Annotated in this window: 36 protein-coding genes; 3 read left to right on the top strand and 33 right to left on the bottom strand. The window is 64.4% G+C overall.

The annotated features are described in order from the left end of the window. Positions 1–62: 62 nt before the first annotated feature. From ABNX41_RS17710 to ABNX41_RS17550, 33 genes are all read right to left on the bottom strand, one after another. Entirely contained in the window at positions 63–239 is a 177-nt protein-coding gene (locus tag ABNX41_RS17710; RefSeq protein ID WP_438671033.1) for a hypothetical protein, read from the bottom strand. Continuing rightward, positions 214–1,536 (bottom strand): phage head morphogenesis protein, encoded by a 1,323-nt coding sequence (locus ABNX41_RS17705; protein WP_438671032.1) that lies wholly within the window; start codon positions 1,534–1,536, stop codon positions 214–216. Before ABNX41_RS17705 ends, ABNX41_RS17710 begins: the two co-directional genes overlap by 26 nt. A gap of 2 nt (positions 1,537–1,538) precedes the next feature. Continuing rightward, complete coding sequence (locus tag ABNX41_RS17700) at positions 1,539–3,116, bottom strand: DUF935 domain-containing protein (protein ID WP_438671031.1); 1,578 nt, start codon at positions 3,114–3,116, stop codon at positions 1,539–1,541. Then, entirely contained in the window at positions 3,110–4,567 is a 1,458-nt protein-coding gene (locus ABNX41_RS17695) for a phage terminase large subunit family protein (protein WP_438671030.1), read from the bottom strand. Before ABNX41_RS17695 ends, ABNX41_RS17700 begins: the two co-directional genes overlap by 7 nt. Positions 4,568–4,579: 12 nt before the next feature. After that, positions 4,580–4,753, bottom strand: a complete 174-nt coding sequence (locus tag ABNX41_RS17690; RefSeq protein ID WP_438671029.1) for a hypothetical protein — start codon at positions 4,751–4,753, stop codon at positions 4,580–4,582. 7 nt (positions 4,754–4,760) lie between these two features. Next, on the bottom strand, positions 4,761–4,955 hold the full coding sequence (locus ABNX41_RS17685) for a hypothetical protein (RefSeq protein ID WP_438671028.1): 195 nt from the start codon (positions 4,953–4,955) through the stop codon (positions 4,761–4,763). Then, complete coding sequence (locus tag ABNX41_RS17680; RefSeq protein WP_438671027.1) at positions 4,942–5,184, bottom strand: glutaredoxin family protein; 243 nt, start codon at positions 5,182–5,184, stop codon at positions 4,942–4,944. The genes ABNX41_RS17685 and ABNX41_RS17680 overlap by 14 nt, the downstream gene beginning before the upstream one ends. Continuing rightward, positions 5,184–5,723, bottom strand: a complete 540-nt coding sequence (locus ABNX41_RS17675; protein ID WP_438671026.1) for a phage protein Gp27 family protein — start codon at positions 5,721–5,723, stop codon at positions 5,184–5,186. The genes ABNX41_RS17680 and ABNX41_RS17675 overlap by 1 nt, the downstream gene beginning before the upstream one ends. Positions 5,724–5,727: 4 nt before the next feature. Further along, positions 5,728–6,027, bottom strand: a complete 300-nt coding sequence (locus ABNX41_RS17670; RefSeq protein ID WP_438671025.1) for a VpaChn25_0724 family phage protein — start codon at positions 6,025–6,027, stop codon at positions 5,728–5,730. Continuing rightward, positions 6,024–6,380, bottom strand: coding sequence for a DUF2730 family protein (locus tag ABNX41_RS17665; RefSeq protein ID WP_438671024.1), 357 nt, complete (start codon positions 6,378–6,380; stop codon positions 6,024–6,026). Before ABNX41_RS17665 ends, ABNX41_RS17670 begins: the two co-directional genes overlap by 4 nt. Further along, positions 6,377–6,784, bottom strand: coding sequence for a hypothetical protein (locus tag ABNX41_RS17660; protein WP_438671023.1), 408 nt, complete (start codon positions 6,782–6,784; stop codon positions 6,377–6,379). Before ABNX41_RS17660 ends, ABNX41_RS17665 begins: the two co-directional genes overlap by 4 nt. A gap of 2 nt (positions 6,785–6,786) precedes the next feature. Then, positions 6,787–7,419 (bottom strand): NlpC/P60 family protein, encoded by a 633-nt coding sequence (locus tag ABNX41_RS17655; protein WP_438671022.1) that lies wholly within the window; start codon positions 7,417–7,419, stop codon positions 6,787–6,789. A 96-nt stretch (positions 7,420–7,515) separates the two neighbouring features. Then, complete coding sequence (locus ABNX41_RS17650) at positions 7,516–7,914, bottom strand: hypothetical protein (protein WP_438671021.1); 399 nt, start codon at positions 7,912–7,914, stop codon at positions 7,516–7,518. Then, positions 7,911–8,516, bottom strand: a complete 606-nt coding sequence (locus ABNX41_RS17645) for an MT-A70 family methyltransferase (protein ID WP_438671020.1) — start codon at positions 8,514–8,516, stop codon at positions 7,911–7,913. Before ABNX41_RS17645 ends, ABNX41_RS17650 begins: the two co-directional genes overlap by 4 nt. Positions 8,517–8,548: 32 nt before the next feature. Further along, positions 8,549–8,800, bottom strand: a complete 252-nt coding sequence (locus tag ABNX41_RS17640) for a hypothetical protein (RefSeq protein ID WP_438671019.1) — start codon at positions 8,798–8,800, stop codon at positions 8,549–8,551. Then, the gene (locus ABNX41_RS17635) at positions 8,797–9,267 is read right to left on the bottom strand and encodes a phage protein GemA/Gp16 family protein (protein ID WP_438671018.1); all 471 of its coding nucleotides are present in this window, start codon (positions 9,265–9,267) and stop codon (positions 8,797–8,799) included. The genes ABNX41_RS17640 and ABNX41_RS17635 overlap by 4 nt, the downstream gene beginning before the upstream one ends. After that, positions 9,254–9,613 carry a hypothetical protein gene (locus ABNX41_RS17630; RefSeq protein WP_438671017.1) on the bottom strand — a complete coding sequence of 120 codons (360 nt, stop codon included), beginning with the start codon at positions 9,611–9,613 and terminating at the stop codon, positions 9,254–9,256. Before ABNX41_RS17630 ends, ABNX41_RS17635 begins: the two co-directional genes overlap by 14 nt. A 2-nt stretch (positions 9,614–9,615) precedes the next feature. After that, positions 9,616–9,828: a hypothetical protein gene (locus ABNX41_RS17625; RefSeq protein WP_438671016.1), complete on the bottom strand. Its 213-nt coding sequence runs from the start codon at positions 9,826–9,828 to the stop codon at positions 9,616–9,618. A gap of 3 nt (positions 9,829–9,831) precedes the next feature. Then, a complete protein-coding gene (locus ABNX41_RS17620; RefSeq protein WP_438671015.1) occupies positions 9,832–10,083 on the bottom strand; it encodes a hypothetical protein in 252 nt (83 codons plus the stop codon). Between the two features lie 187 nt (positions 10,084–10,270). Further along, positions 10,271–10,471, bottom strand: a complete 201-nt coding sequence (locus ABNX41_RS17615; protein ID WP_438671014.1) for a hypothetical protein — start codon at positions 10,469–10,471, stop codon at positions 10,271–10,273. Continuing rightward, positions 10,471–10,656: a hypothetical protein gene (locus ABNX41_RS17610; RefSeq protein WP_438671013.1), complete on the bottom strand. Its 186-nt coding sequence runs from the start codon at positions 10,654–10,656 to the stop codon at positions 10,471–10,473. The genes ABNX41_RS17615 and ABNX41_RS17610 overlap by 1 nt, the downstream gene beginning before the upstream one ends. Next, a complete protein-coding gene (locus tag ABNX41_RS17605; RefSeq protein WP_438671012.1) occupies positions 10,656–11,279 on the bottom strand; it encodes a DUF3164 family protein in 624 nt (207 codons plus the stop codon). Before ABNX41_RS17605 ends, ABNX41_RS17610 begins: the two co-directional genes overlap by 1 nt. A 1-nt stretch (position 11,280) precedes the next feature. Continuing rightward, entirely contained in the window at positions 11,281–11,781 is a 501-nt protein-coding gene (locus ABNX41_RS17600) for a hypothetical protein (protein WP_438671011.1), read from the bottom strand. Beyond that, positions 11,778–12,155, bottom strand: a complete 378-nt coding sequence (locus ABNX41_RS17595) for a hypothetical protein (RefSeq protein ID WP_438671010.1) — start codon at positions 12,153–12,155, stop codon at positions 11,778–11,780. The genes ABNX41_RS17600 and ABNX41_RS17595 overlap by 4 nt, the downstream gene beginning before the upstream one ends. Then, a complete protein-coding gene (locus ABNX41_RS17590; RefSeq protein WP_438671009.1) occupies positions 12,152–12,742 on the bottom strand; it encodes a helix-turn-helix domain-containing protein in 591 nt (196 codons plus the stop codon). The genes ABNX41_RS17595 and ABNX41_RS17590 overlap by 4 nt, the downstream gene beginning before the upstream one ends. Continuing rightward, positions 12,742–13,482, bottom strand: coding sequence for an AAA family ATPase (locus ABNX41_RS17585; RefSeq protein WP_438671008.1), 741 nt, complete (start codon positions 13,480–13,482; stop codon positions 12,742–12,744). Before ABNX41_RS17585 ends, ABNX41_RS17590 begins: the two co-directional genes overlap by 1 nt. Positions 13,483–13,550: 68 nt before the next feature. After that, the gene (locus ABNX41_RS17580) at positions 13,551–15,683 is read right to left on the bottom strand and encodes a transposase domain-containing protein (protein ID WP_438671007.1); all 2,133 of its coding nucleotides are present in this window, start codon (positions 15,681–15,683) and stop codon (positions 13,551–13,553) included. Beyond that, positions 15,680–16,519: a ParB/RepB/Spo0J family partition protein gene (locus ABNX41_RS17575; RefSeq protein WP_438671006.1), complete on the bottom strand. Its 840-nt coding sequence runs from the start codon at positions 16,517–16,519 to the stop codon at positions 15,680–15,682. The genes ABNX41_RS17580 and ABNX41_RS17575 overlap by 4 nt, the downstream gene beginning before the upstream one ends. Positions 16,520–16,527: 8 nt before the next feature. Beyond that, entirely contained in the window at positions 16,528–16,851 is a 324-nt protein-coding gene (locus tag ABNX41_RS17570) for a hypothetical protein (RefSeq protein WP_438671005.1), read from the bottom strand. After that, positions 16,851–17,123 (bottom strand): hypothetical protein, encoded by a 273-nt coding sequence (locus ABNX41_RS17565; protein ID WP_438671004.1) that lies wholly within the window; start codon positions 17,121–17,123, stop codon positions 16,851–16,853. Before ABNX41_RS17565 ends, ABNX41_RS17570 begins: the two co-directional genes overlap by 1 nt. Positions 17,124–17,127: 4 nt before the next feature. Further along, entirely contained in the window at positions 17,128–17,304 is a 177-nt protein-coding gene (locus tag ABNX41_RS17560; RefSeq protein WP_438671003.1) for a hypothetical protein, read from the bottom strand. Then, complete coding sequence (locus ABNX41_RS17555) at positions 17,301–17,714, bottom strand: hypothetical protein (RefSeq protein WP_438671002.1); 414 nt, start codon at positions 17,712–17,714, stop codon at positions 17,301–17,303. The genes ABNX41_RS17560 and ABNX41_RS17555 overlap by 4 nt, the downstream gene beginning before the upstream one ends. Then, the gene (locus ABNX41_RS17550) at positions 17,711–18,028 is read right to left on the bottom strand and encodes a hypothetical protein (RefSeq protein ID WP_438671001.1); all 318 of its coding nucleotides are present in this window, start codon (positions 18,026–18,028) and stop codon (positions 17,711–17,713) included. Before ABNX41_RS17550 ends, ABNX41_RS17555 begins: the two co-directional genes overlap by 4 nt. A gap of 14 nt (positions 18,029–18,042) precedes the next feature. On the opposite strand from ABNX41_RS17550, the gene ABNX41_RS17545 reads away from it, so the two are divergent. The 3 genes from ABNX41_RS17545 to ABNX41_RS17535 all read left to right on the top strand — a co-directional run bounded on the left by ABNX41_RS17545 (position 18,043) and on the right by ABNX41_RS17535 (position 19,601). Next, positions 18,043–18,786: an XRE family transcriptional regulator gene (locus tag ABNX41_RS17545; protein ID WP_438671000.1), complete on the top strand. Its 744-nt coding sequence runs from the start codon at positions 18,043–18,045 to the stop codon at positions 18,784–18,786. 8 nt (positions 18,787–18,794) lie between these two features. Further along, complete coding sequence (locus tag ABNX41_RS17540) at positions 18,795–19,361, top strand: hypothetical protein (protein ID WP_438670999.1); 567 nt, start codon at positions 18,795–18,797, stop codon at positions 19,359–19,361. 105 nt (positions 19,362–19,466) lie between these two features. After that, entirely contained in the window at positions 19,467–19,601 is a 135-nt protein-coding gene (locus tag ABNX41_RS17535) for a hypothetical protein (protein ID WP_438670998.1), read from the top strand. Positions 19,602–20,134: the final 533 nt, after the last annotated feature.

Here is a 20,134-nt window from a genome sequence, read left to right as displayed (position 1 = left end):
CCCCGGAGCGCCTTCAAAAATGCCCTAGCCCGGTTATTTGGGTGATCGGGGCGTGAGGCGGTTCATCCCGCCTGTGCGGCCGTTTTTGGCGAGAGGGTCAGCAGCATGGTGATGTGATTTTCTGTATACTCGAGCATCGCGTCACGGTGGTCGCTCGGTTTCTCGGCGCGCAGCTCCGCAAGCCGGGCGCGCCAGGCGCCCAGGTCGAAGAGGTCAGGGTCGGCGCGCAGGACGGACATTGATCATCCTCGAGAGTAGCTCAGCGTCGGCATCCATGATCTGCCGGACGCGTGCTGACATATGGAAATGATAGGTCAGAATGCCTTCGTTCTCAAGCCAGAGCATCCTGGCGTGGTAAAAGAGCTCCGGCGCTGCGGGCTTCCCGTTGAGTTCAGGCCAGAGCCCAGCCTCGCCGAAGGCGGCACTGTATTCTCCAAGGAAGTATCTGACAGGCTCCTCCGACACCCGTGCAGCCCGCCAGATCGAGCCGCCCGGCGTGATCGCGGTGATCGACTGGCCAGCGGTATTGAAGAGCGTGTTCAGGTCATCAGTCGAAAAAGCATCTTCTGACATATGACTGTGGAGAAGATGCGGTGCGGTCGGGATCGTCATGCCGTCCAGGTCCACCGCGCCGGGCTTGTCAGGTAGCGCGGTGCGCTGCGATACTGGATTTCCGTCTGCATCGGTGATGACGAGCGTTTCCCGGCCATCACCCACCCGCTTTAGGCGCAGGCCCTCAATAACCGCCTTGTGCGCGTTCTTCACTTCGGGCGAAAGGTCTGGTGTCATCGCGGGCCATGCCTCTCCCAGGTCCAGCCAGGCCGCACCGGGATTGGCGTCGAACCCGGGATTGATGCCTTTCGGCACCTGGAAAACCTCGCCCGTGCGCTTGTTGGTCCAGGCCTCCTCCTCCAGATCCATCGGCTCTGAGACCGTCAATCCCTCCCGCAATATCTGCCCTTCAGTGAGCTGGCGCACGGTGCAGCCGCAGAAATAACCGTTCGGCGGATAGATGCGCCGCCAGATCGGATCATCGACATGCCAGATTTTGCCATGGAATCGCGCATGATCATGCCGCTTCGTCGGGCGGTCGATCTGGATGTATTGAAGGTAGGGAAAGGCCCGCTTCGTGCGCTGGATCCGCGACCAGTGGCCGGCGGCATGGGCTGTTCTCATATTCGTGTCGAAGATCACCCGAAGGCGGCGCATTGAGCCGAGCTGAACTTCGGTCAGCTCGCCCGTAACCGGATCTGGTTGCAGGGATTTGCCCCACCAGCCCAGATCCTTCAGCCGGGGCGCCAGATCGGCCTGGAACTGCGCCAGCGTCCGCCCCTCGGCCTGCGCCCGGTCGAACTCCTCCCGGATCGCCCGGCTGACATCGTCGCGCATCGCCTTCGCGACGACCCAATTCCGCGCGTGCTCTTCTCGGAACGTGTCCAGATGATGGAAGCGCTGGATTTGCGGCGCGAAACCCTTGGACCGGAAGTATTCGATCGCCTCGCGATGCGGCAGCGGCTTCAACTCGATCCCCGCCATGATCAGTCCTTGACCAGCGCGCCAACCTCGCCCGCAACCCGCGCGGCGAAGGTCGAGCGGGTCAGAAGATCCTGCACCGGCCCGGGCGCTTCGTCTTGGAAAGCTGCAAGGATATCGTGGATCTGATCCATATCCTCCGCCGCCGCCAGCGCCTCGATCAACTCGCCTATCTCCCCATCCATGACCTGCTGCACCTCGCCCGAGGCCAGCATCGCGTCGATCATCGCGTCGATGCTGTCGCGGGGCGGCGGAGCGGCAAGCCGGGAGGCCGCTTGGCGGACGGCGGTCAATGGTATGGTCGGATCCTGCGGCTCGGACACCGGGGATTCGGCCGGCGCCGGGGGTGTAAGGATCTCTTCGCCCTTCTCCGGCTCCCGGAGCGCGAAGACCTCACGGATCTGCTTGACGCTGATCTTCAGGCCGGCCTTCGGCCCCTTTTCCATCAACTCCATCAACAGCTTCGGGTCCACCGTTTCAGGCGGAGGAAAGCTGATCGTGGGCAGAGGCACGTTGTCGGGGAAATGCAGGCGCTTCAGGGCGCCGGCTACATCGCGCTGAAGGGTAGCCGCCAGTTGCTCGGCGTCGGCATCGCGAATGTCATCGCGCACCTGCTCATGGATCTTGCCGACCGCATGGCCGCCGGCGATGGCATCGGTGGTGGCGACCTGACCGAGAACACCCTTCGAGAGCTGCTCGTCCCACCAGCGCGCATTGCCCTCGTAGAGCTTCTCCGCCCCGTTGATGGCGGCCGCGATCACCTCCAGATCCATGTCCTTGGGAATGATGGCCGCCATATCGACGCCGATCTGGCGAGCGGCGCGCAACAGCGTGCGGCGATCATCGGCCGAAGCACTGGGGCCGTATTTCCCGAGGCGAAGCGGATGGCCATATGCTTCGAGGAAGATCGACCAGTCTTTGACCGTGTAATTCTTGAACAGATAGGCCCAGCCGGCGAGCCGGGCGAGGCCGCCCCGGATTGGCAGACCGGATTTGGCCTTGGCGAAATGGATGACGTAGGTATCTGGCCGCAGCGGCTGCGGGCCGGCGTCGTCGCGCAGGAACAGGTAACTGCCGTTGGTCTGGTCGAACTGGAACCAGCGCGGATCGACCCATTCCATGCCGCCGATCTTCAGATTCTTGCCTTCGCGCTCCCAGAGCATCTCGCAAACCGAGAACGACTTCCCGAGCGCATCCATCATGTCGATCAGGCTGGTCCGCACCGCGGCCGAGATCAGCGCCTGACGGGTCATGTCCGCCAGCTCGGAGGCGGCAGAGGTGGTGTCGCCCGGATCGACCTGGACTTCGAGCGAGCGGATGGCGCGCTTCCTGACGCCCAGCACCGCAGCGTAATGAAGGTCTTTCTCCTCCATTTGCTCGGCGAATTCGAGATAGCGGGTGGCATCGTTGACCTCGGCCTCGCGCAGGATGGCCGCGAGGCGGGGCGGCGTGAGCCCATCGGCCGGATGCCCCGACTGGATTGACCTGACCCCGCCCATGGTGGGCACCGCCTCGCGCTCCAGCAACTGCGAGGTCGTGACACGCCGCAGCGGGCGGCCGAACTGATCGACAAGCATCACCATGCCCCCCTTTTGTTGCCGCGGCCGCTGCCTTCGGCGTCGTCGTCATCGTCGTTGTCAGGATCCGCAAACCGGGACCGGGTGCCGGGCACTCCCTGGTAGCCGAAGCTCTCCGGCCCGAGGTCGGCGGCAGAGACCGCCAGCGCCCAGAAGCGGTCGGCGTGGCCATCGCCATCGCCATCCGCGACCAGGCGGCGATTGCCGGTCAAGCCGACCTGCGACTTGATCGAGTGCAGGTCGGCGCGCAGCACGGGATCGCCCGCAGGGATCCGGGTTTTGCGGTCCTGCATCGACTCTTTGAGGCTGGTGGCCATGTCCAGCTTGGCCGCCCCAGTGAACAGCACACCCTCAACACGCTCGGACCCGTGGCGGGCCTTGGCATCCTCGACCGGCTTTTCGCCCATGCCGGTCTGGTCCATCGCCACCCGCACCACGCGGTAGCTCCGCATCACGTCATCGAGCAGCCGATCCTGCTCGGCGAAACTGATCCGCTTCTTCGCGATGATCTCGCGCACCATCAGCACTTCGCCGACCAGTTCCAGCACCACGATCACGAAGAGGTCGTTGCGCGCGGCGATATCGACGCCGACGAAGCACAGCCCGCCCATGTAAAGGCCCGGCAAGCCCGCGCTGTTCGACTCGCAAGCCGAGATTAGATCGTAATCCAGCCAGGCCGATGCCTCGTCCAGCCAGGCTAGCTCGAATTCCTGCGCCCAGGCGTCCTGATCCGCCATCCCGGCGCGGATCTCTTCGATATTGACGTCGAGGCCCTGCCTGACCGCCTCATAGATATCGACGACATGGCGCGACCAGATCCTTCCCTCCTTCTCGGCGGTCATCAGCTCGTAGAACTTGTTCCCCTTGCCGTTCGGGGTGCTGATGACGCGCAGCTTGTGTCCACCCCGGGACACGACCGGAAAGGCCGAACCCCAGATCCTGCGGCTGTCGCGGTGGAAAGCGAATTCGTCCAGGAGCAGGTTGCCGCCAAAACCCCGCGCCGCATCCGGGCTGGCGGACAGTGCGACGACGCGCGATCCGCCGGGGAAGTGGACTTCCTGTGTTTTGTAGCGCGCCTCGGGATAGTGGATCAGCTGGCCTGTGGTCAGATCCACATCGGTATAGGCCGGGACGTGAAGCTCGCCCTCGGTGAACTCCGGTTTCGGGCGGTTTGAAAGGCCCTTCAACACCGCGTAATAGGCCCGCGTCATCGGCTTCAGCGCATCTTCCAACGCCTCTTTCGCGGTGTTCTCCGAGCGCGAGAGGATCGTCCAGCGCACCTTGCGCCGGTCGATCTCGGCCCGGATGCAGTCGTCAACGATCTCGCCGCAGGAACCGAAGGTCTTGCCGCCGCGCCGTGTGAACATCCCGATCTTGAAGCGTGACTGATCCGCGATCCATGCCTTCTGGTAAGGCAGGAAATTGATGATCGGGCTTTCGGGGACGACGGGGGACATTCCTGCCTGCCGTCAGAGCGCCGTCAGGGCGTCACGCGCCTCGGCGAGCGCGGCCTCGGGATCGTCGATGCCGAAGTCATCGCGCATGCAGGATTCGATCCCGGCCCATGCCCCGGTGGTGGTCAGATCAAAGGCCTCCAGGAAGGCGAGCAGCGCCATGACCTGCTTTTGGGTGAGCGTTTGCATAGGCACCTCAAACGGTTTCGCGAAAAGAAAGGAGATAGGGCTTGCCACCCCAGAAGCTGATGCGGGCGACCCGGCCAAGATGCCGGACGATCCGATGCCGCCCGACCGCCCAGGCGGCGGCAAGCTGCCACCACCGCGCCCGCTCGTAGTGCATCTGCGCCAGCAGGATCAGGCTGGCCCTGGAGAGATCACCGTCTTGCACGAACCACCCCCAACAGATCGAGAAGATCAGGCCGGAACCCCGTCCATTCATCGGTCCGGGTGCGGACCAGCGGCAACGTCCGGTGACCGGCGGCGATAAGCTGGGCCGAAGCCGCGATGTCGGCATCCACATTGACATAGTCGAAGTCGAGCCCCAGCTCCTTCGCCTTGCGGACGGTAAGGGCGCATGCCTGGCAGCCCGGTCGGCCGAAGATGGTCAGATCCGCCATTACGCAAACCCCATAATTTCGCGCGCCTTCTGGCGGAAGTCATCCGTGACCTCTCCATCCGCGACCGCCGCATCGAGCCGCGCGGCCTGGGCCTTGCGGTCCGCAGCGGCAATCTGTTCGCGGATGCCCGCCGAAGCCATCAGGTCCTTCAGCATCCTGCCGACAAAATGCAGGTCCTTCGGATCGATCTCGTCTCCACCCTTCAGCATCTGCGCCTCCATCGCCTTGAAGGCGAGCGAGGTCACCATCTGGAACAGGATGTTGTGGCGCCTGGCCTCCTCCTCCAGACCGTTCTCCTGCATCCAGCCTTGCGCCCAGGCCGAGGCGCTCTCCTGCACCCGGACAAACTCGCGATACTCCTGGCCGAACCGGTGCACGGTGGCTGGATGGAATTCGACCACCTTTCCGGCCTCGGCCAGGCGGGCATTCAGTTCCTCGGTGATCTCGACATAGCCCGAGAACCCGCGCTCGCGCAGGGCCTCCTGAAGCCACTCCCGGATCTCGGGGGGCAGGCTGTCCACCTTGCGGGGCGGCGGCATGACATCACCCCCGGGGCTGAGGGCGCTGGATCTCGGGGTGGGTGGTCACACCCCGGGCAATCTCGGCCCCGCTGACCGTTGCGGTCGCGACGACAAAATCACCATGGTCGATCGCGGTGACGAACCCGTTTTCCTTCAACCAGGCCAACTCGGTCACGACCTGGCTGCGCGTGGACTGCACGCCGACCCCGCGCAGCACGTCCGAGAGGATCGAGACATTCGAAGTGTATTCGCTGCAAGCCTCGAGATGGCGCAGGATGGCGAGGCGGCGGTGGCGACGGATGTGCTCGGCGTAATTGGTCATTTGGCGCTGCGCTCCAGAAGATACTGCTCAAGACGCGTCAGGACGATGTCCTGCCGCTCGCCGTGCTTGGCCGAGGCGGCGGACATGGCGCGGATCTCGCGCAATTCGCCTTCCAGCGCGGACAGGCCGAGGCGGAGGCCGTGCATGTCATCCTTGGTCGCCGTGCCACGCAGCGCCTGTTCGACGCTGGCAAGGCGCTGGTCGATCCGGTCCATGCGCTCGCTGCCCGCCCGAAAGCGGCTCTCGACGTTCTGATCCCTGGTCCGCCACCAGGTGTAGAGGATGTTGACGATATTGAGCGTCGCCAGTGTCAGCGCGAGGATCGGGCCGAGGTCGAAGACAGGCGGTGTCATCGATCAAGACCCGCCTCGACCACCGAGATTCCCGCCCAATCCTTGCCCCCCGCCAGATCGATCCCGACAAGCGGAAACGCGCCATGCAGCTTGGATTCAGCCAGGCGCTTCAGGTCCTCGCCCTCAAGCTGGAAGAACTCGACAGCGTCCTTCGCCCCCACACCGGCGACGTGCAAGATCGCGGCCTCGATGGCATCCTCGCGCCTCAGTCCTCGCGAAAGCGCCGCCGCAATTCCGGTCATGAGTGCCGACTGAAGCGCCTCACGATGGCGCGCCTCGATCTCGATGCCCCACCGCGCCTTGAGCGTCCGGAACAGCCCGGCCAGCAGGATCGCCACCATGACGCCCGCGATATCCAGCAGATTGGGGAGCAGTGCGCCGAAGACCGTCTGGAAGATGCTCATGGTCAGGCCTCGTTCTTGCTGATGGCCGCGTTCGCGGAGAGGGTGGGCAGGGAGATGGGCCGGGCGGCGAAGCTCTTCGGCCAGCGCGCGCCCAGCAGGCGCTTGCGCTCCATGCGGGCGATCGTGACCGCATTGCTCTGGTTGCCGCCGAGGACATGGTAGCAGGCGGCATCGGCGCCGACCGCGAAGCCGACGTGGCCGCCGCTGCCGCGTTCGAAGACCAGGACGGCACCATAGGTCACGGCCGTGCGCTCCCCCAGTTCCAGCCAGTTCCGCGCCCAGTAGGGGTTCTGGCCGAGAGCGCCGGGGAAGGGTTCGGTCGGCAGCGCCAGCCGGATGCAGGTCTCGACGAAATCCCCACACCACGGCAGCTTGGCAGGGTCGCCCAGCGTCCGGCCATCGGATTTCAACCAGGACCGCAGCCAGCCGTTGTCACGGACCTCATGGCGGCCGAGGACACGGCGCGCTTCGGTCATCCACGGCAGATCGCCGCTCGGGACAGCGGCAGCGGGCTTCCCTGCCGCAGCAATCCACGCCTCGGCCGCAGTCTGGGTTTGGGGGCCAAAGAGCCCGTCGATGGCGCCCGGCGAATAGCCGAGATCGCGCAGGCCGGTCTGGATGGTGCGATTGGACATGTGGGATCACCCGCGTAACGGGCGACACGCCCGGTCAGATCTGGGATGCCACACACCACATAGACTTAGGCCGGGGGATGCAGTTTCGGGGGAGGGTCAGCCGAAGAGGGAAAGCTGCTGCGGTTCGATGCCCGCATCGCGGCGCATCTCTGCCCGGAGCTTGCGCACCCACATGGAGGTGACACCGTGTTCCCGCGCCAGATCATTGGCCGAGCGCAGCGGTTCGGTCAATCCGGCTTCGAGGATCGCGGCCCGCAGCAAGCTGGCGCGTCGCTGGACCTCGGTACCGCGAGCGGAGGGGATGTCGATCTTGGTACCCGCAAACCGCTCGCCGAGCCAGCGCACGATCTCCTCACCGACCTCGACCGCCAGCGCCGACCCGGCGGCATTCTCGGGGCGCGGGATGTCCCGGCGCTGGCCGCCAGCATTGGCGATCACCCGCAGCCGCGCCGCCAAGCCGAGATCACGCTCCAGTTCGTCGATCCAGGCGGTCACGTCGCGCCCTCGAACTTTTCGGCCTCGTTGCCCCAGACATCGTGGCCTTCCCAGGCCTCCCGCGCGAAAAGCTCGCAGAAATACGACTGCGGCAGCAGCCGGTCGATCATCTCGCGCATCTGCACCGGCTTGCGGCTGTGCTCGCGCCGGATCGCTTCGATCGAATCCGGGACATCCTCGGGCGCGAGAAGCACGTTGCGCTCCGACCTGGACGCGATGGAGGGCCGACCGATCCGGCCCACGAGGAAGGGTTCTGTGGCGGATCGCAAAACATAGCCGGTGCCCATCGCCACGTTCCAGTTGACGGTGCGCTTCGTCCAGGAGCCGCCGGTGACATAGTCAAAGCCCCAGGCTGCCATCACTTCCAGCGCTTGCGGCACATGCGGCCAGGTGGACCACAGGAACAGATAGCAATCCTTGCCCGCCAGTTCGGAGACCGGCAGGGCCTTGATCTGCTCGAGCGGCATGGTGGGATAATGCGCCTCCGGGCTTTTGGCGTGACCCTTTTCCGATCGCATCGAATAGGCCCAGGGCGGATCGGCGAGGAGGGCGCCGTATTTCAGCGGAGTGAGGCTACCAAAGGGCCAGTCAGTCAGCGACATGGCGCCCCCCCCCGAAAGAACCGGGCGCACCATCATTCCTCCGCCTCCCTGAACGCCTGGCGCGGAAAGCGCGGATCCGACGAGACCGGCCGAACCGTGGTGACTCGGTAATCGTCGATGCAATAGCGGAACCCACCCCGCACCAGGCCGCAGGCCCCCATATCCACGGCCTGGCCGACAGCGGCCTCGACCGCCGCTCGGTGCTGCTGCACGTCGATACCGACCACCCTTTCGAGGTAGCGCAGCATGGCGTGATCGCTGACATGCGGGCGGCGGCGGGTCATTTCAGCCTCACGCCCGCACGGCGGCACATGGCCTTGAGCGCCTGCACCACATCGTCGATCTGCCCGTGGTCGCGCATCACGTCGATGTCGATCGGCACGGATTTCCAGGTGTTCTCGAAGCGGGCGCGGATGAAGGCGTTCAGCCCGGCACGGCCGGGCTTGTCGATCGCACCGGCTTCGCCGAGGAGCTTCCACATCACATGGATTAAACGCAGATCGGCGCGCGGCGCGAGCGGCTTCGCCCGGCCTTGAGCGGGTTTCTGGCCACGCTTGAAGTAGCTGTTTCCAAAGGGTTCAAAGCCCCGTTTCTTCAACGCCTCGACCACCTTGCGCAGATCCGATTCGGACATATCCGACATGCTGGCCTTGCCGGTGGCGACCACCTGAAGGCCGCGCCGGGCGTCCTCGTCCAGCCCGAGCTGGCGGCAGGCGGTGTGGATCATCTTGCGAAGATTAGCGGCGGTCATTGGAACCCTCGTAATAGCTGGGGCGGGCAGCAAGCTCTGCCGCGATGAAGTCTTCGGCAAAGAGCGGAAACTTCTTCTCGATCCGGCGGCGCAGGTTGCGCTGGCGCACCCGGGCGCGAGCCTCCTGGCTCCAGCGCCGGATGGGGCGCTGCTCGATGCAGTCAAATCCGATGGTCCAGCCTGTTCCAGGCCGATAGTCGGGCTGCGCCATCATCGCCTCGATCTCGGGGGGATATGGTGGGCAGGTGCGTTCACAAAGCACGGCCATAATGGTGCGCGGCATCCCATCGGGAGGCGATGTGCAGGGGTTGCCCCAGAACAGCCGACAGCGCCATTTCATGGACATGGTCAGCCCAGAAAATCGAATTCGATGCGACCAACGATCACGCCGGTATCGCTATCCTGAATGTCTCCACCGGCAGAAGAGTCCTCGGCGCGCTCGACGTTCTCGGCAAGGTCCCGCAAGTATTCCGCGACGATGGCTTTCGCTTCGCTTTCAGAGCTGCCGAAGCTGAGGCCTTCCCCTTCAATCCGTATCCGCACGTTCACATACATGGTCATACCTCACGATCTCCTTTCCGCCCCGAACAGCGCGGCGGCGGTGGCGGCGGTGGCGGCGCGGGTGACATCCATCAGATTGACCACGGCGGCGGGGGCATCCACATGCGTGAAGGCGATGTGCAGTTCATCCTCCGTCAAGGTGATGATCACCGGCAGACCGCCCACCGTGCCTTCGGCGCCGCCGACGCGCTGGCCGAGGGGGTGACGTTCAACGAGGCGCAGCGGCGCAGTAATGCGAAGCGGGGCGGCGGTCATTGCGCCCTCCCGAATATGCGCTGCACCTCCAGAAGCACTGCGTTCCGATGTGCTGGGCAGTCAGGACGAAACCAGCGCCCTTCATGGTGAAAATAGGTCATCACCGGCCACGGCGGCCCACAGGGGCAGATGCACCCCTGCGCCTTGGCCTCTGCCGTGCCCGGCGCAATGGTGTCGAGCGACAGGATCACAGCAACACCTCCAGTTCGCGGGCGATGTCATCGATCTCGAAGACGCGCCGACTGTCGTCATAGGGCCGGGCGATCACCCAGACGCCGAGATCGCTGGCGGCGGGTCCGGTGGATGATTCCACCGACATCTCCGGGCCGCGATCCAGCACCTTGGCCTCGCGCTCTAATCGCGGATAGCGGGGGACACGGCGCGCCATCACACCGCCTCCGCCTTCGATTGGTCGGCGATGGCGATCAACAATTTGGATCGTGCAGAATAGAGCGCGAACACCGCATCGCCTTCGCGCGTTCCGTAGCCGTGATCGCCCGGAGCGCCGAAGGCGCGCCAGACCTTTTCCACCGCGTCCAGAAGCTCATGAAGTTCAGATTGGACAGGATCCATCACGCCCTCGCCAGATTGATCGGGATCATCTGCCAGGGCCCATCGGGCGTATCGCGGCGCGAGATCTGGATATAGGATTTCGAGCCGATCCGCCGTTCGCTCTTCACGATCAGATCCATGGCCTTCACCCACAGAGGGTGATCGTTTTCAAGGCGACGCAGCGAGTAGAGCCGTTCGCGGTTCACGGTGCCCTGCTGGTCGACCCCAAACGCCAGGGTGATCATGGCCGCGATTTCGGTCGGAAGATCGGGGTAGAGGGCGAGGTATTCGCCAAGCGTGTCGCGGGCGAAATCCAGCTCCGGCCCGTAGATCACGTTGGGGGAGGTCCGCACATCCACACGAGTGCAGCCGTCGAAGCTGACCAGGCTGATGTTCCCCTTCGGCCCCCCGCGCTTCACACCGTGTTTCTCGGCGATCAGCGCGAGGCAGGCCCCGACATCGTCGTAGGTATGGCCTTTGAAGCGCGCGACCCGATCGGCCAGCTCCTCGGCGTGGGCGCGAATGCTCAGCACCGTATCGGTGATCAGCTTGTCGACATCCGACACGCGGTCAATCGGCACCGCGTGCCCCCTATGGTTGAGCATGTGGGTGGCGTCGGGGCCACCAACGACGATACTGGGCATTTCAGGCTTCCTTCTGGTTGGGGGAGTGTTCCGTGCCGCCGGGCACCGCGCCCAGGCGAAGGAGTTCGAGCGCGGCGAGGCGCGCATCGGCATCGGAGAGGTTGCGGTCGGCCAGAACCCCGGCGGCTGCGGCGATCTTCGTGCTGTCGGACATGGTCTGGGGCGGCGCGAGCGCGGTGCGCATGGCTGCGAGCTGGTTACGCAGCCGCCCGGCATAGGTCTGATCCATCGCCGCGCGGATCACCACCGCATCCAGCGCATGGTCGATCGCCTTGACCGACCGGCCGCCGAACAGCCGTCCGAGATCGGCGAGCGGCCCGCCCGCGAACTGCTGGACCGCCCAGATCGCCTCGTTGCGGAGGCGCGTGACCTCCGGGGTGGCCGCATGGCCGGTCAGTTCCCGGACGCTGATCCCGTTGAGATCGGCGTAGATCTGCAAGAGGCGGTCCAGCGGCACAGCCCCGGCCGGATCGGTGAAAACCGGGTTGAAGGGCATCTTCACGGGGCTTCCTCCTTCTTCGACCGCGGGCAGGAGCGGCAGGCCCGATACATGCGGACCCGCTCGCTGTTTTCGTTGGAGAAAGACCGGGAGCGCAGGATCCAGTCCCGGCAAGCCGCGGTGGAAATCTCGCCGAGGGCCGGGCAGATCGTGGTGCTGTCCATGAACACGCCGCGCACCACCTCCTCGACCGCCTCCATGTCGCCCGGGTATTTCGCCCGAAGCACATAGGAGACGAGCGAGGCCGAGCGGTTCAGGCGCTTCGCAACCCGGCTCTGGCTGGTGCGGGCGCATTCCTGCGCCAGCACCGCGACCCAGTCGGGGAGGGATTCGCCCCATGAGGCGCGGGCGATATCAAGAGGGGTGGAAGCACTCACAGCCCTGCCTCCGCCGGATAGATAGCGCCGGTGTTCGGGTCATAGACCTGACGGACCCTCTGCACCTGCGGGGCCTTCGGACCCGAGGGCCGGATCAGGCGGTAGCGCGCGATGCGGCCCCGGGCAGGATCGGCCTTCGTCAGCACCCGAAGATAGCCCGCGGCCAGCAGCCGCTTGCAGTAATCCTTCGCCGTCGACTCGGGGATCTCGATCGAGGCGTTCTGCATCAGGTCGCGGAAGTCGAAGTCCTTGAGACCGCACATCGCAAGCCAGAGCTGGCCCACGACCTCGCCCAGCGTGACCCTGCTGCCATCGGCCCGGACGCGCGGGGCGTGATGGCCGACGTCCCTGATCAGCTTCCAGGCGCCGGGGCGGCCGGGCGGCGGTTCGAGGTATTCCAGATGGCCCGCCTCGGTCAGCGCCTTCAAATAGCGCATTACGGTCGAGCGGTTGAACCGGGTCTGTTTCGCGATCGCCGTGACCGTGATCTGATCCGGCACCTTTTTCAGGGCCAGCCACATCGCCTGACGGCCATCGATGCCCTGATCTGCGGAGCGCCGCCCCGTGGGTTTCGCGGGAGCGCTCATCAGAAAATCCTCCGTGGTGCGGGCGCCTGACCTGCCATCCAGCGGATTTCGGCGATGTCGCCCGGCCCGATCTCGGTCCTGCCCTCGGTCCGGGCATAGTCCTTGACCTGGTTCAGGTTCGAAACGATACGCCGCGCCACCGCCTGCGAGACGATCAGAGCGTGCTCCAGCACCTCGGTTGCGATCGTCAGATCGGGGCATTTCAGCCCGGCGAGGATACCGACCTCGCGCAGGTCCGCAGGCTGCGCCGGCACCCAGTCCAGCATCCGGTTGTGGACCCTCTCCCATCGCGTCAGGAGCTGAGGCAAGGGCTCTTCGCCGATCAGGATGACAGAGGCGCCATGCGAGCTTTCATAGATGTCATGCACCAGCTTCATCATGCCGTCGGTGCAGAGGATGTGCGCCTCGTCCAGCAGGAGCGGCCGACCGGACTTCAACAGTTCCTCGCCGATCTTCTCGACACTTTCCGCGACGTTGCGCCCAGCCGGAATGCGGAGGTTCGCGCAGATCTTCTCGACCAGGGTCTTCCGGGTCCAGACCGACTTCACCTCGATCCAGCAGGCCCGCGTCGCCTGGGTGTTATAGATCGCGGCCTGCGTCTTGCCGTAGCCGGAAAAGCCGTGGAAACAGGCCATCCCCGGCATGCCCTCATCGCGGTCAGTCACCTTGCGGATAAGGGCGCCCAACAACATCACGTTGCGCAAGGGCGCGACGTTCTTCACCAGGTTGATTTTTTCCATTCCGTCCAACATAGTGTCTCCTCTGCTCGTCAATCCGCCGTGGGGCCCCACCGCCCCCGGCGGTATTTTCATCCGATGGCCTGGGCGCCGTAGCGGTCGTAGATTTCCCGCTGGGCCAGATAGGTCGGGTGCGTGTGCAGGCGGCCCCAGAACTCGGCGTCAGGGGCCGGGATGTCCTCTCCGGCCTTGAGGCGGGTCTCGATGTCGAGGAGCCGCCAGAACCGGGCAACTTCCGGATCCTGCCGCTTCGGCTCCTGCCGGGCCGCCGCGAAATCCACCTGCAGCACGGTCAGTTCGTCGTCGCGCGACGTGTCCGGGGTCGGCAGCGCCGGACGGATCAGGCCGCCACGCATCTTCTGGCTTTCCAGCTGGCTGAGCCGGTCAAGCTGCACCACTACCGCCTCGGGCAACGAGGCCTCGGGCTTCGGCAGGGCATCGAGCTGGGCCGCGATATCCTTGCCCTTGACGGGCAGCAGCTCGGCCAGCCGCTTGCGCGCCTCCTTCAGGCGGCGGCTGTTTTCGCGCGCGAGCGCCTTGGCCGATGCGATGTCGCGGAAACCGGTCTTCTGGCGGCACTCCGCGAAGCCGAGGTAGGCGCCATCCATCCCGTAAAGGTAGGCACCCTCATGCAGATCCTCGGGGTTGAACCGCGCGGTGACCGTCTGGCCCGCGATTTCGCTCATCCAATCGGACCAGTAATGGTTCTTGTAGAGCGTGATCTGGCCGTTGGTCTTCTGCAGCTTGCGCACATACATCGCCATCAGGCAGAGCCGGGTCTGCTCTTCCGTGGCCTTACGGATCGGAGTGCGCTGATAGCTCTCGGCGAAGGCCTCATCGAAGCTGCGCCCACGCGCCGTGTGGGAATTGCGGCCCTCGCGGGCGTTGTGCTCGGCAATCCGCTCCTCGACGACTTCGAGGAAATAGCCAAGGTCGATCGCCCTGGACATGTAGTTTTCGGGCTTCGCCTCCGGGCGATTGCCGACATAGGCACCGGCAAACCGGATATCCTTTGCCAGATCCTCGGCGAGATCCCCGAAGCTGCGCTCGATCGGCTTGGCCTGCCCGTGCCCGGGCGTGGCAAAGGTCATTCCAACCCCAAGCATGCCGAGGATTCCGATCGGATCTTCCTCGGAAACCTTGAAGCGGAAGCGATGTTTCGCGCCGCCGGTCATATCCTTGTTGGCGAATTCCATCCCGTTGTCGAAAAGGCAGTGGCCGGGTATGCCGTAATCGCGCAGCACCTTCATGAAGGTCTGCATGGTCGCGATCTTGTTCGGGTTGAGATCGATCGACCAGGCGAGGATCTTGCCGGAATACACGTCCTGGAACGCGATCAACTGCACCCGAACGGGCGTCCTGATCCCGGGCCACCAGACGAACACATCGACCTTGTGGCAGTCGGCGGTGACCATCTCCATGGCCGTCATCGTGCTGCGGTCGCGGATCTGGGGCGGGAACATCGACCGAAGCCCGGCAATGCCCTTTCGCGCGAAGATATCATCGGTGCGCCGGACATTGGCCTGATACCAGCGCAAGGCGGTGCGGTATTCCAGAAACTCCCTGCCCAGAGACCGGCAGATCCTGACGGCATCACGCCACGCGGGCCGGAAGTCAGGACCCTCAAGGCGCATGTAGAGCCCCTTCAGGATGTCGCAGAACTCCGCAGCGACAGCGGCTTTCGTCGGCTTGACGGTCGTGGCCCCACGCCGATCAGCGAGATAGGGCAGCCTGTCGTCGCGACGGACGCCCTCGACCCGCTCGAACCAACTCCAGATCGCCCGATCGCTGATCTTGTGCTGACGCGCGACCATGCTGACGGCCAGGTATTTACCCACGGCGGGCGTAAGCGCCTCGACCTCCTGCACGATCCGCAGGCAGGCCTTCGCCTTGGTCTTCACATGCTCGGGTCGGGCGTCGAACCACGCCCAGGCCTCGTCCCGGTCGGGCCGGGATTTCGGCTCCTCGGGCGCATTCGCCTCGACGATCAGCTTCCGCTGCGCCGACGACGGGAACAGCCGCCAGTGATACTCCCAGCCACCGCCGCGCCCCTCGCGCTTGCGCGCACGGGTGGGATGCCCGCGCCAGCCATCGCGCTTGGCCTCCGCTTCGACGCCCTGTTGACTGTTCGGCAGATCCGGCAGGGCAGCTTCCGCGATTTCGCGGGCGGTCCACCACTCCTTGACGGGCAAGTGTCGGGTCATGCGCTACCGCCTTCCCGATCCAGCACTTCGGCGATAAAGCGGCGGCGGGCCGCTGCGCCCGCGCGCTTCCAGGCCGCCGCGATCGCGCGAAACTCGGCCTCGCTCTGCTTCATCGGATCGACGGTCGGCGCACGGCCCTCCTCGGTCTCAAGCTGCCTGCGCGCGGCCGAGGCTGATTTCGCATTGCCCCCCGCGAGCTTCAGCACCACCATCGCGCGGTCGTGATCTTCGGGGATCCGCGCGATCTCGGTCAGATCCTTCAGCGTGACCGGCGCCGGGGCGGCGCGCAGGTTGCGAACCTCGTCGCGGGTCAGCGCGGATCCGGCGGCAACGATCCGCTCGATCTGGCGCTTCGACAGGCCGAACTTTTCGGCGGTCGAGCTAGCGAACGACACGATGTCGCTCGCTAGCTTTCCGGTGTGCCGATTGCCGTGAAATGCGTCAGCCCGGGTCTCCGGGTGCAGCTTCTCGTAAAGCCGCTTCCGCTCGGCCAGGAACACGGCTGTATCGAGCGCGTTCATCTCGGCCCCGGCCAGGTTGTCGTCCACCTCCATCAGACGGGACCAGTCGTCGGTCACGTCCGTCCAGATCTTGACCTCGACATACTCCCAGCCCAGGCGGCGCGCTGCCTCCAACCGGTGGGCACCCGCGATCAGGACCAGCTTGCCGTCCTTCTTCTTGCGGACATGGATCGCATCCTTCATCACGCCGGTCTGGCGGATCGAGGCGATCAGGCTCTCGACGCCCGCCTCGGAGACGGGGCGCAGCCGGTCGCCGATGATGACCTCGGCGACCAGGGCACGGGTCTGCTGCTGCATGAGGCGCGGTGCGGTCATGCCTGCGCTCACCCGTTGCTGCGCCGTGCAGGCCGTGCAAAGGCCATGACCGCAGGACCACCGTCCAGATGGCGGCAGCGGTGGCAAAGACGATTGCCGATGCCCTCGCTAGCGAAAGTCTCACCGCAGCACATGCAGGCCCGCGGCCCGCGCTTGAGGCGCCGATCAAGCTCGGCGTTCAGCCGGTCGCAGCGCGCCTGCGCTGACGCAAGATCGTGGTAGACACCGGAGGCCTGCTTGCGCGAAGGGTTCAGCACCACGTAGCCTTTTCCGGTAACACGAAAGACCACATAATCGGCGCCGGGGGCGGGCATGTTGTGATGATCCGCCATCACACGAGCCCCAGCACGTATCCGACCATCAGGCCGAGCCACAAAAGGGCGAACAGCGCCCCGACGCCGATCAGGTCACCGAGAAGGCTGTCCTCGATCCGGGCGGCGCAGGCGACGGCGCGGCGCCAGAAAGGCACATTCAGGGCCGGGACCCGAACCGAATCGACGTCGAAAGCCCCCGCATCACGCGCAGCCTTCAACCGGGCTTCAACGCCCATTTCCGGGCAGATGATCAGCGCCACTCCGCGGCGCAGGCGATAGAACGGGCTCACGGCCTCACTCCTCGGGCTGAAAGGGGAAGAACAGGACAACCGAGACGCCCTCGGCGTCCGAGATGAACTCAGCCCCCCCCCGGGACGCCTCCACGGCGGCGATGGCGGCGCGCAGCGCGTCATTCCAGGCGCGCAGTTCGGGCAGGGACAGGGTGGAAAAGTCGGGGAGCGGCTGCATCATGCGACCTCACCGATATGATGCGCGGAAGGGTCGATAATGAGCCGGGCGCCAGAAGTGGTGCCGTCGAACTCGTGGATCATTCCCGCGCTGAAATCGCCTCCGAACTTCCTGCCTGCCATGATCTGACGGGCAATCGACCACGCGAGGCGGAAGCTCGTCCGGTCGGTGAACCAGATCGTTGTGCTGTGCTCGTCGATGACGTCGAAGCTGAACTCGCCGTGGGATACACGATCGTCGATCTCCGCATTCGTCACGGTGCAGGGCTGGACGTACGCAAGGAGGCCGCCCTCAGGAGCGCCTGGAACGCGCGACCGGCCGAAGAAGACCTGGCCGCGAGGAAAGTTGATGAAAGGGTCTTCGCCGATGATTTGACCGACCCAGAAGGGATCATGGTTAGGACCGAACATCATGCAGCTCCCGACTTGAGGGCGCTGACGTGCGATTTGAGCCGGGCAAGATAAGCCGCTTCAACCACCTCAGCGCCGGCCGCCTCGATCATCCGGGCCAGCAATGCCTTGCCCTTTGGCCCCTTGGACTGGCCAAAGGTGGCATTACGGGCGGCCGAGGGCACAACACCATTTTGCGCACACCAGGACTCGAAGCTCAGACCGCGAGCCTTGAACGCGCCGACGATGGCGTCATGCAAAATCGCCCCCGGCTGATAGGGAAGGGCTTGCGCCGACATTGAAACCTCGCAAAGTGTCCGTTCGTAGACCTTACGCAAGATTAGTTATCCAAATGGAACCAGTCAACCGGGAAATTGTCCGAATGGACACTATTGGCGCGCGCCTACGCGCCGAGCGGAAGCGACTGGGTCTAAGCCAAGAGGCTTTTGCCGCACTAGCTGATGCGAGCAAACCTTCACAGGTGCGCTACGAGAACGGCGAGCGTTATCCAGATGGACAATTTCTATCCCGCATCGCCGAACACGGAGCAGATGTTCTCTACATCCTTACGGGCGAGCACAGCGCTGCCAGTCTGCCTCGGTCAGTGCTGCAGAACATACAGCAATCCCTGTCCGGGCCTGCAGACTTCGTGCCTGTGCCGGTCTATGCTGCGGAGCTTGCTGCGGGCTCTGGTGTGGTCAATCTCGGCGGAGAGGAGATCACTGAACATCTCGCATTCCGGCAGGACTGGCTGAAACGCATAGGGGTCATCCCATCAAAAGCGGTTCTGGCCAGAATCGCCGACGGGGAGCTGGGGCGAAGCATGATTCCGACCATCCATCCCCGGGATCTAGTCCTCATCAATACAGCAACGCGCGAGATACCGCGCCATCATGGCACCAAGGCCAAGGCGCCGATCTACGCCTTCACGACCGACCACGGCACGCGTGTCAAAAGGGTATCCGTCCTCGACGACACAGTCATCCTGACATCGGACAATCCAGAATTCAGCCCCGAGCTAGTCCCGGCCGATCAATGGGATGGTGCGAACGTCATCGGCGAGGTTATGTGGTGGGGCCACACCAACAGGGAGTGATCTGATTCATGCGAGCGATACACGCTGCCTTCCTTCTGCTCGGGCTTGCCGCCTGCGTAGAGCAACCGCAGTCCTGGACCCGCGAAGATCAGGCCAGATACACGACGCGGCAGTTTCGCGGGCATAGCAGTGCGCAGATCATAGCAGCAGCAGAGAAGGTTCTGCGGCTCGCCGATCCCAAGGATGTGAAGTTCGAATACGAAAGCGACGGCTTCCTCGCGCGCCGATCGGTTCTGGCTTATTATGTAATCGCTGCGGCGACGGGCAATTACATATTTGATTTTTCAGTAAAAGGCTCGACAGCAGAACTGAAAATATACTCTAATATCAGTGGGGTGGGACCATACACAACCATTGACACCGGCGGCAACACCGTTCCGGGCATTGCCACGACTCCCGGACAGCAAAGCCTTTCGCAAAGCGCGGCCGAATATGATCTGTTCTTCTCCCGGCTGTCCTATCTTCTCGGGGAGAGTGAAACATGGGTCGGCTGCAATGATGTGAAAACAGCGTATGGTCTGCCTCGCGGGCGGTTTGAGGCCATGTGCCTGAATGCTGACGACAACACTCCGTGAGCCCCTATGCCCCGCACCCGCGAAAAACCCCCGGTCGAACGCGCAGCAAGGGCACTCTGCCGGTTCCATGGGCTGCCCGAAGATGCGCGGCGCAACGGCGCGCCGATGTGGCACAGCTTCGCGACCGAGGCCATTGTTGCGCTGGAGGCTGCCCTGCCGCGCGAAGACCTGCTGCGCCTGGTGCCCGAATATCCACACTTCCCCGACCTGCACGATCCGAAAAGAAAAGCGGACGGCTGATCCGTAAAATCAGTTGTATGTTCGGCCACAGCTCCCCGACTTGCCCGTCCCGACCATCCATATGATTTCACATGATAATTTCAAACATACAACTGGCCGGGCGAACTTACGGCCTAATTTGTATGTTCCGATGGTCAGCCCGCTCTCTGCACTCCTCCGCCGAACCGCCTAAAGCCCTTGTTTCTCATGCGGTTACGGCCGTCACGCAGGCGCCTGATCGCTGCCTCGCCCACGGTCTTCAACAGCCCTTGAATGGCGGTTTTCGGGGTTTCCTGAATGACACGCTGTTCATGGGCCTCAAGGCCATCCATCCTCTCGGAAATCCCTGTTTTCATTGGCCCATCGCGGTTCTTCGCAGATCACCGCAGGTCTTCGCACTCCCTGCAGTATCTCGTGTCACTCAACAGGAAGCCCGACTCGCCGGTGACACACGAGATGCAGAGGCCCGCTTTGAGGCCGCTAAGGAACTGGCGGCTGTGCGAGGGCACCGATACCTCCCTGCCGCCCGCGTGGCGCAACTGCCGCGTGAGGAA

Origin of the sequence: Pseudogemmobacter sonorensis, assembly GCF_042762395.1 — a bacterium.
Taxonomy (GTDB): domain Bacteria; phylum Pseudomonadota; class Alphaproteobacteria; order Rhodobacterales; family Rhodobacteraceae; genus Pseudogemmobacter; species Pseudogemmobacter sonorensis.
The sequence above is the reverse complement of the archived record's forward strand: the minus strand, read 5'-3'. Positions and strand labels throughout refer to the sequence as shown.

Coding starts and splice junctions, on each gene's coding strand:
- ABNX41_RS17710 (WP_438671033.1), bottom strand. CDS start 239: ATGTCCGTCCTGCGCGCCGACCCTGACCTCTTCGACCTGGGCGCCTGG.
- ABNX41_RS17705 (WP_438671032.1), bottom strand. CDS start 1,536: ATGGCGGGGATCGAGTTGAAGCCGCTGCCGCATCGCGAGGCGATCGAA.
- ABNX41_RS17700 (WP_438671031.1), bottom strand. CDS start 3,116: ATGGTGATGCTTGTCGATCAGTTCGGCCGCCCGCTGCGGCGTGTCACG.
- ABNX41_RS17695 (WP_438671030.1), bottom strand. CDS start 4,567: ATGTCCCCCGTCGTCCCCGAAAGCCCGATCATCAATTTCCTGCCTTAC.
- ABNX41_RS17690 (WP_438671029.1), bottom strand. CDS start 4,753: ATGCAAACGCTCACCCAAAAGCAGGTCATGGCGCTGCTCGCCTTCCTG.
- ABNX41_RS17680 (WP_438671027.1), bottom strand. CDS start 5,184: ATGGCGGATCTGACCATCTTCGGCCGACCGGGCTGCCAGGCATGCGCC.
- ABNX41_RS17675 (WP_438671026.1), bottom strand. CDS start 5,723: ATGCCGCCGCCCCGCAAGGTGGACAGCCTGCCCCCCGAGATCCGGGAG.
- ABNX41_RS17670 (WP_438671025.1), bottom strand. CDS start 6,027: ATGACCAATTACGCCGAGCACATCCGTCGCCACCGCCGCCTCGCCATC.
- ABNX41_RS17665 (WP_438671024.1), bottom strand. CDS start 6,380: ATGACACCGCCTGTCTTCGACCTCGGCCCGATCCTCGCGCTGACACTG.
- ABNX41_RS17660 (WP_438671023.1), bottom strand. CDS start 6,784: ATGAGCATCTTCCAGACGGTCTTCGGCGCACTGCTCCCCAATCTGCTG.
- ABNX41_RS17655 (WP_438671022.1), bottom strand. CDS start 7,419: ATGTCCAATCGCACCATCCAGACCGGCCTGCGCGATCTCGGCTATTCG.
- ABNX41_RS17645 (WP_438671020.1), bottom strand. CDS start 8,516: ATGTCGCTGACTGACTGGCCCTTTGGTAGCCTCACTCCGCTGAAATAC.
- ABNX41_RS17640 (WP_438671019.1), bottom strand. CDS start 8,800: ATGACCCGCCGCCGCCCGCATGTCAGCGATCACGCCATGCTGCGCTAC.
- ABNX41_RS17635 (WP_438671018.1), bottom strand. CDS start 9,267: ATGACCGCCGCTAATCTTCGCAAGATGATCCACACCGCCTGCCGCCAG.
- ABNX41_RS17630 (WP_438671017.1), bottom strand. CDS start 9,613: ATGTCCATGAAATGGCGCTGTCGGCTGTTCTGGGGCAACCCCTGCACA.
- ABNX41_RS17625 (WP_438671016.1), bottom strand. CDS start 9,828: ATGACCATGTATGTGAACGTGCGGATACGGATTGAAGGGGAAGGCCTC.
- ABNX41_RS17620 (WP_438671015.1), bottom strand. CDS start 10,083: ATGACCGCCGCCCCGCTTCGCATTACTGCGCCGCTGCGCCTCGTTGAA.
- ABNX41_RS17615 (WP_438671014.1), bottom strand. CDS start 10,471: ATGGCGCGCCGTGTCCCCCGCTATCCGCGATTAGAGCGCGAGGCCAAG.
- ABNX41_RS17610 (WP_438671013.1), bottom strand. CDS start 10,656: ATGGATCCTGTCCAATCTGAACTTCATGAGCTTCTGGACGCGGTGGAA.
- ABNX41_RS17605 (WP_438671012.1), bottom strand. CDS start 11,279: ATGCCCAGTATCGTCGTTGGTGGCCCCGACGCCACCCACATGCTCAAC.
- ABNX41_RS17590 (WP_438671009.1), bottom strand. CDS start 12,742: ATGAGCGCTCCCGCGAAACCCACGGGGCGGCGCTCCGCAGATCAGGGC.
- ABNX41_RS17585 (WP_438671008.1), bottom strand. CDS start 13,482: ATGGAAAAAATCAACCTGGTGAAGAACGTCGCGCCCTTGCGCAACGTG.
- ABNX41_RS17580 (WP_438671007.1), bottom strand. CDS start 15,683: ATGACCCGACACTTGCCCGTCAAGGAGTGGTGGACCGCCCGCGAAATC.
- ABNX41_RS17575 (WP_438671006.1), bottom strand. CDS start 16,519: ATGACCGCACCGCGCCTCATGCAGCAGCAGACCCGTGCCCTGGTCGCC.
- ABNX41_RS17570 (WP_438671005.1), bottom strand. CDS start 16,851: ATGGCGGATCATCACAACATGCCCGCCCCCGGCGCCGATTATGTGGTC.
- ABNX41_RS17560 (WP_438671003.1), bottom strand. CDS start 17,304: ATGATGCAGCCGCTCCCCGACTTTTCCACCCTGTCCCTGCCCGAACTG.
- ABNX41_RS17555 (WP_438671002.1), bottom strand. CDS start 17,714: ATGATGTTCGGTCCTAACCATGATCCCTTCTGGGTCGGTCAAATCATC.
- ABNX41_RS17545 (WP_438671000.1), top strand. CDS start 18,043: ATGGAACCAGTCAACCGGGAAATTGTCCGAATGGACACTATTGGCGCG.
- ABNX41_RS17540 (WP_438670999.1), top strand. CDS start 18,795: ATGCGAGCGATACACGCTGCCTTCCTTCTGCTCGGGCTTGCCGCCTGC.
- ABNX41_RS17535 (WP_438670998.1), top strand. CDS start 19,467: ATGTGGCACAGCTTCGCGACCGAGGCCATTGTTGCGCTGGAGGCTGCC.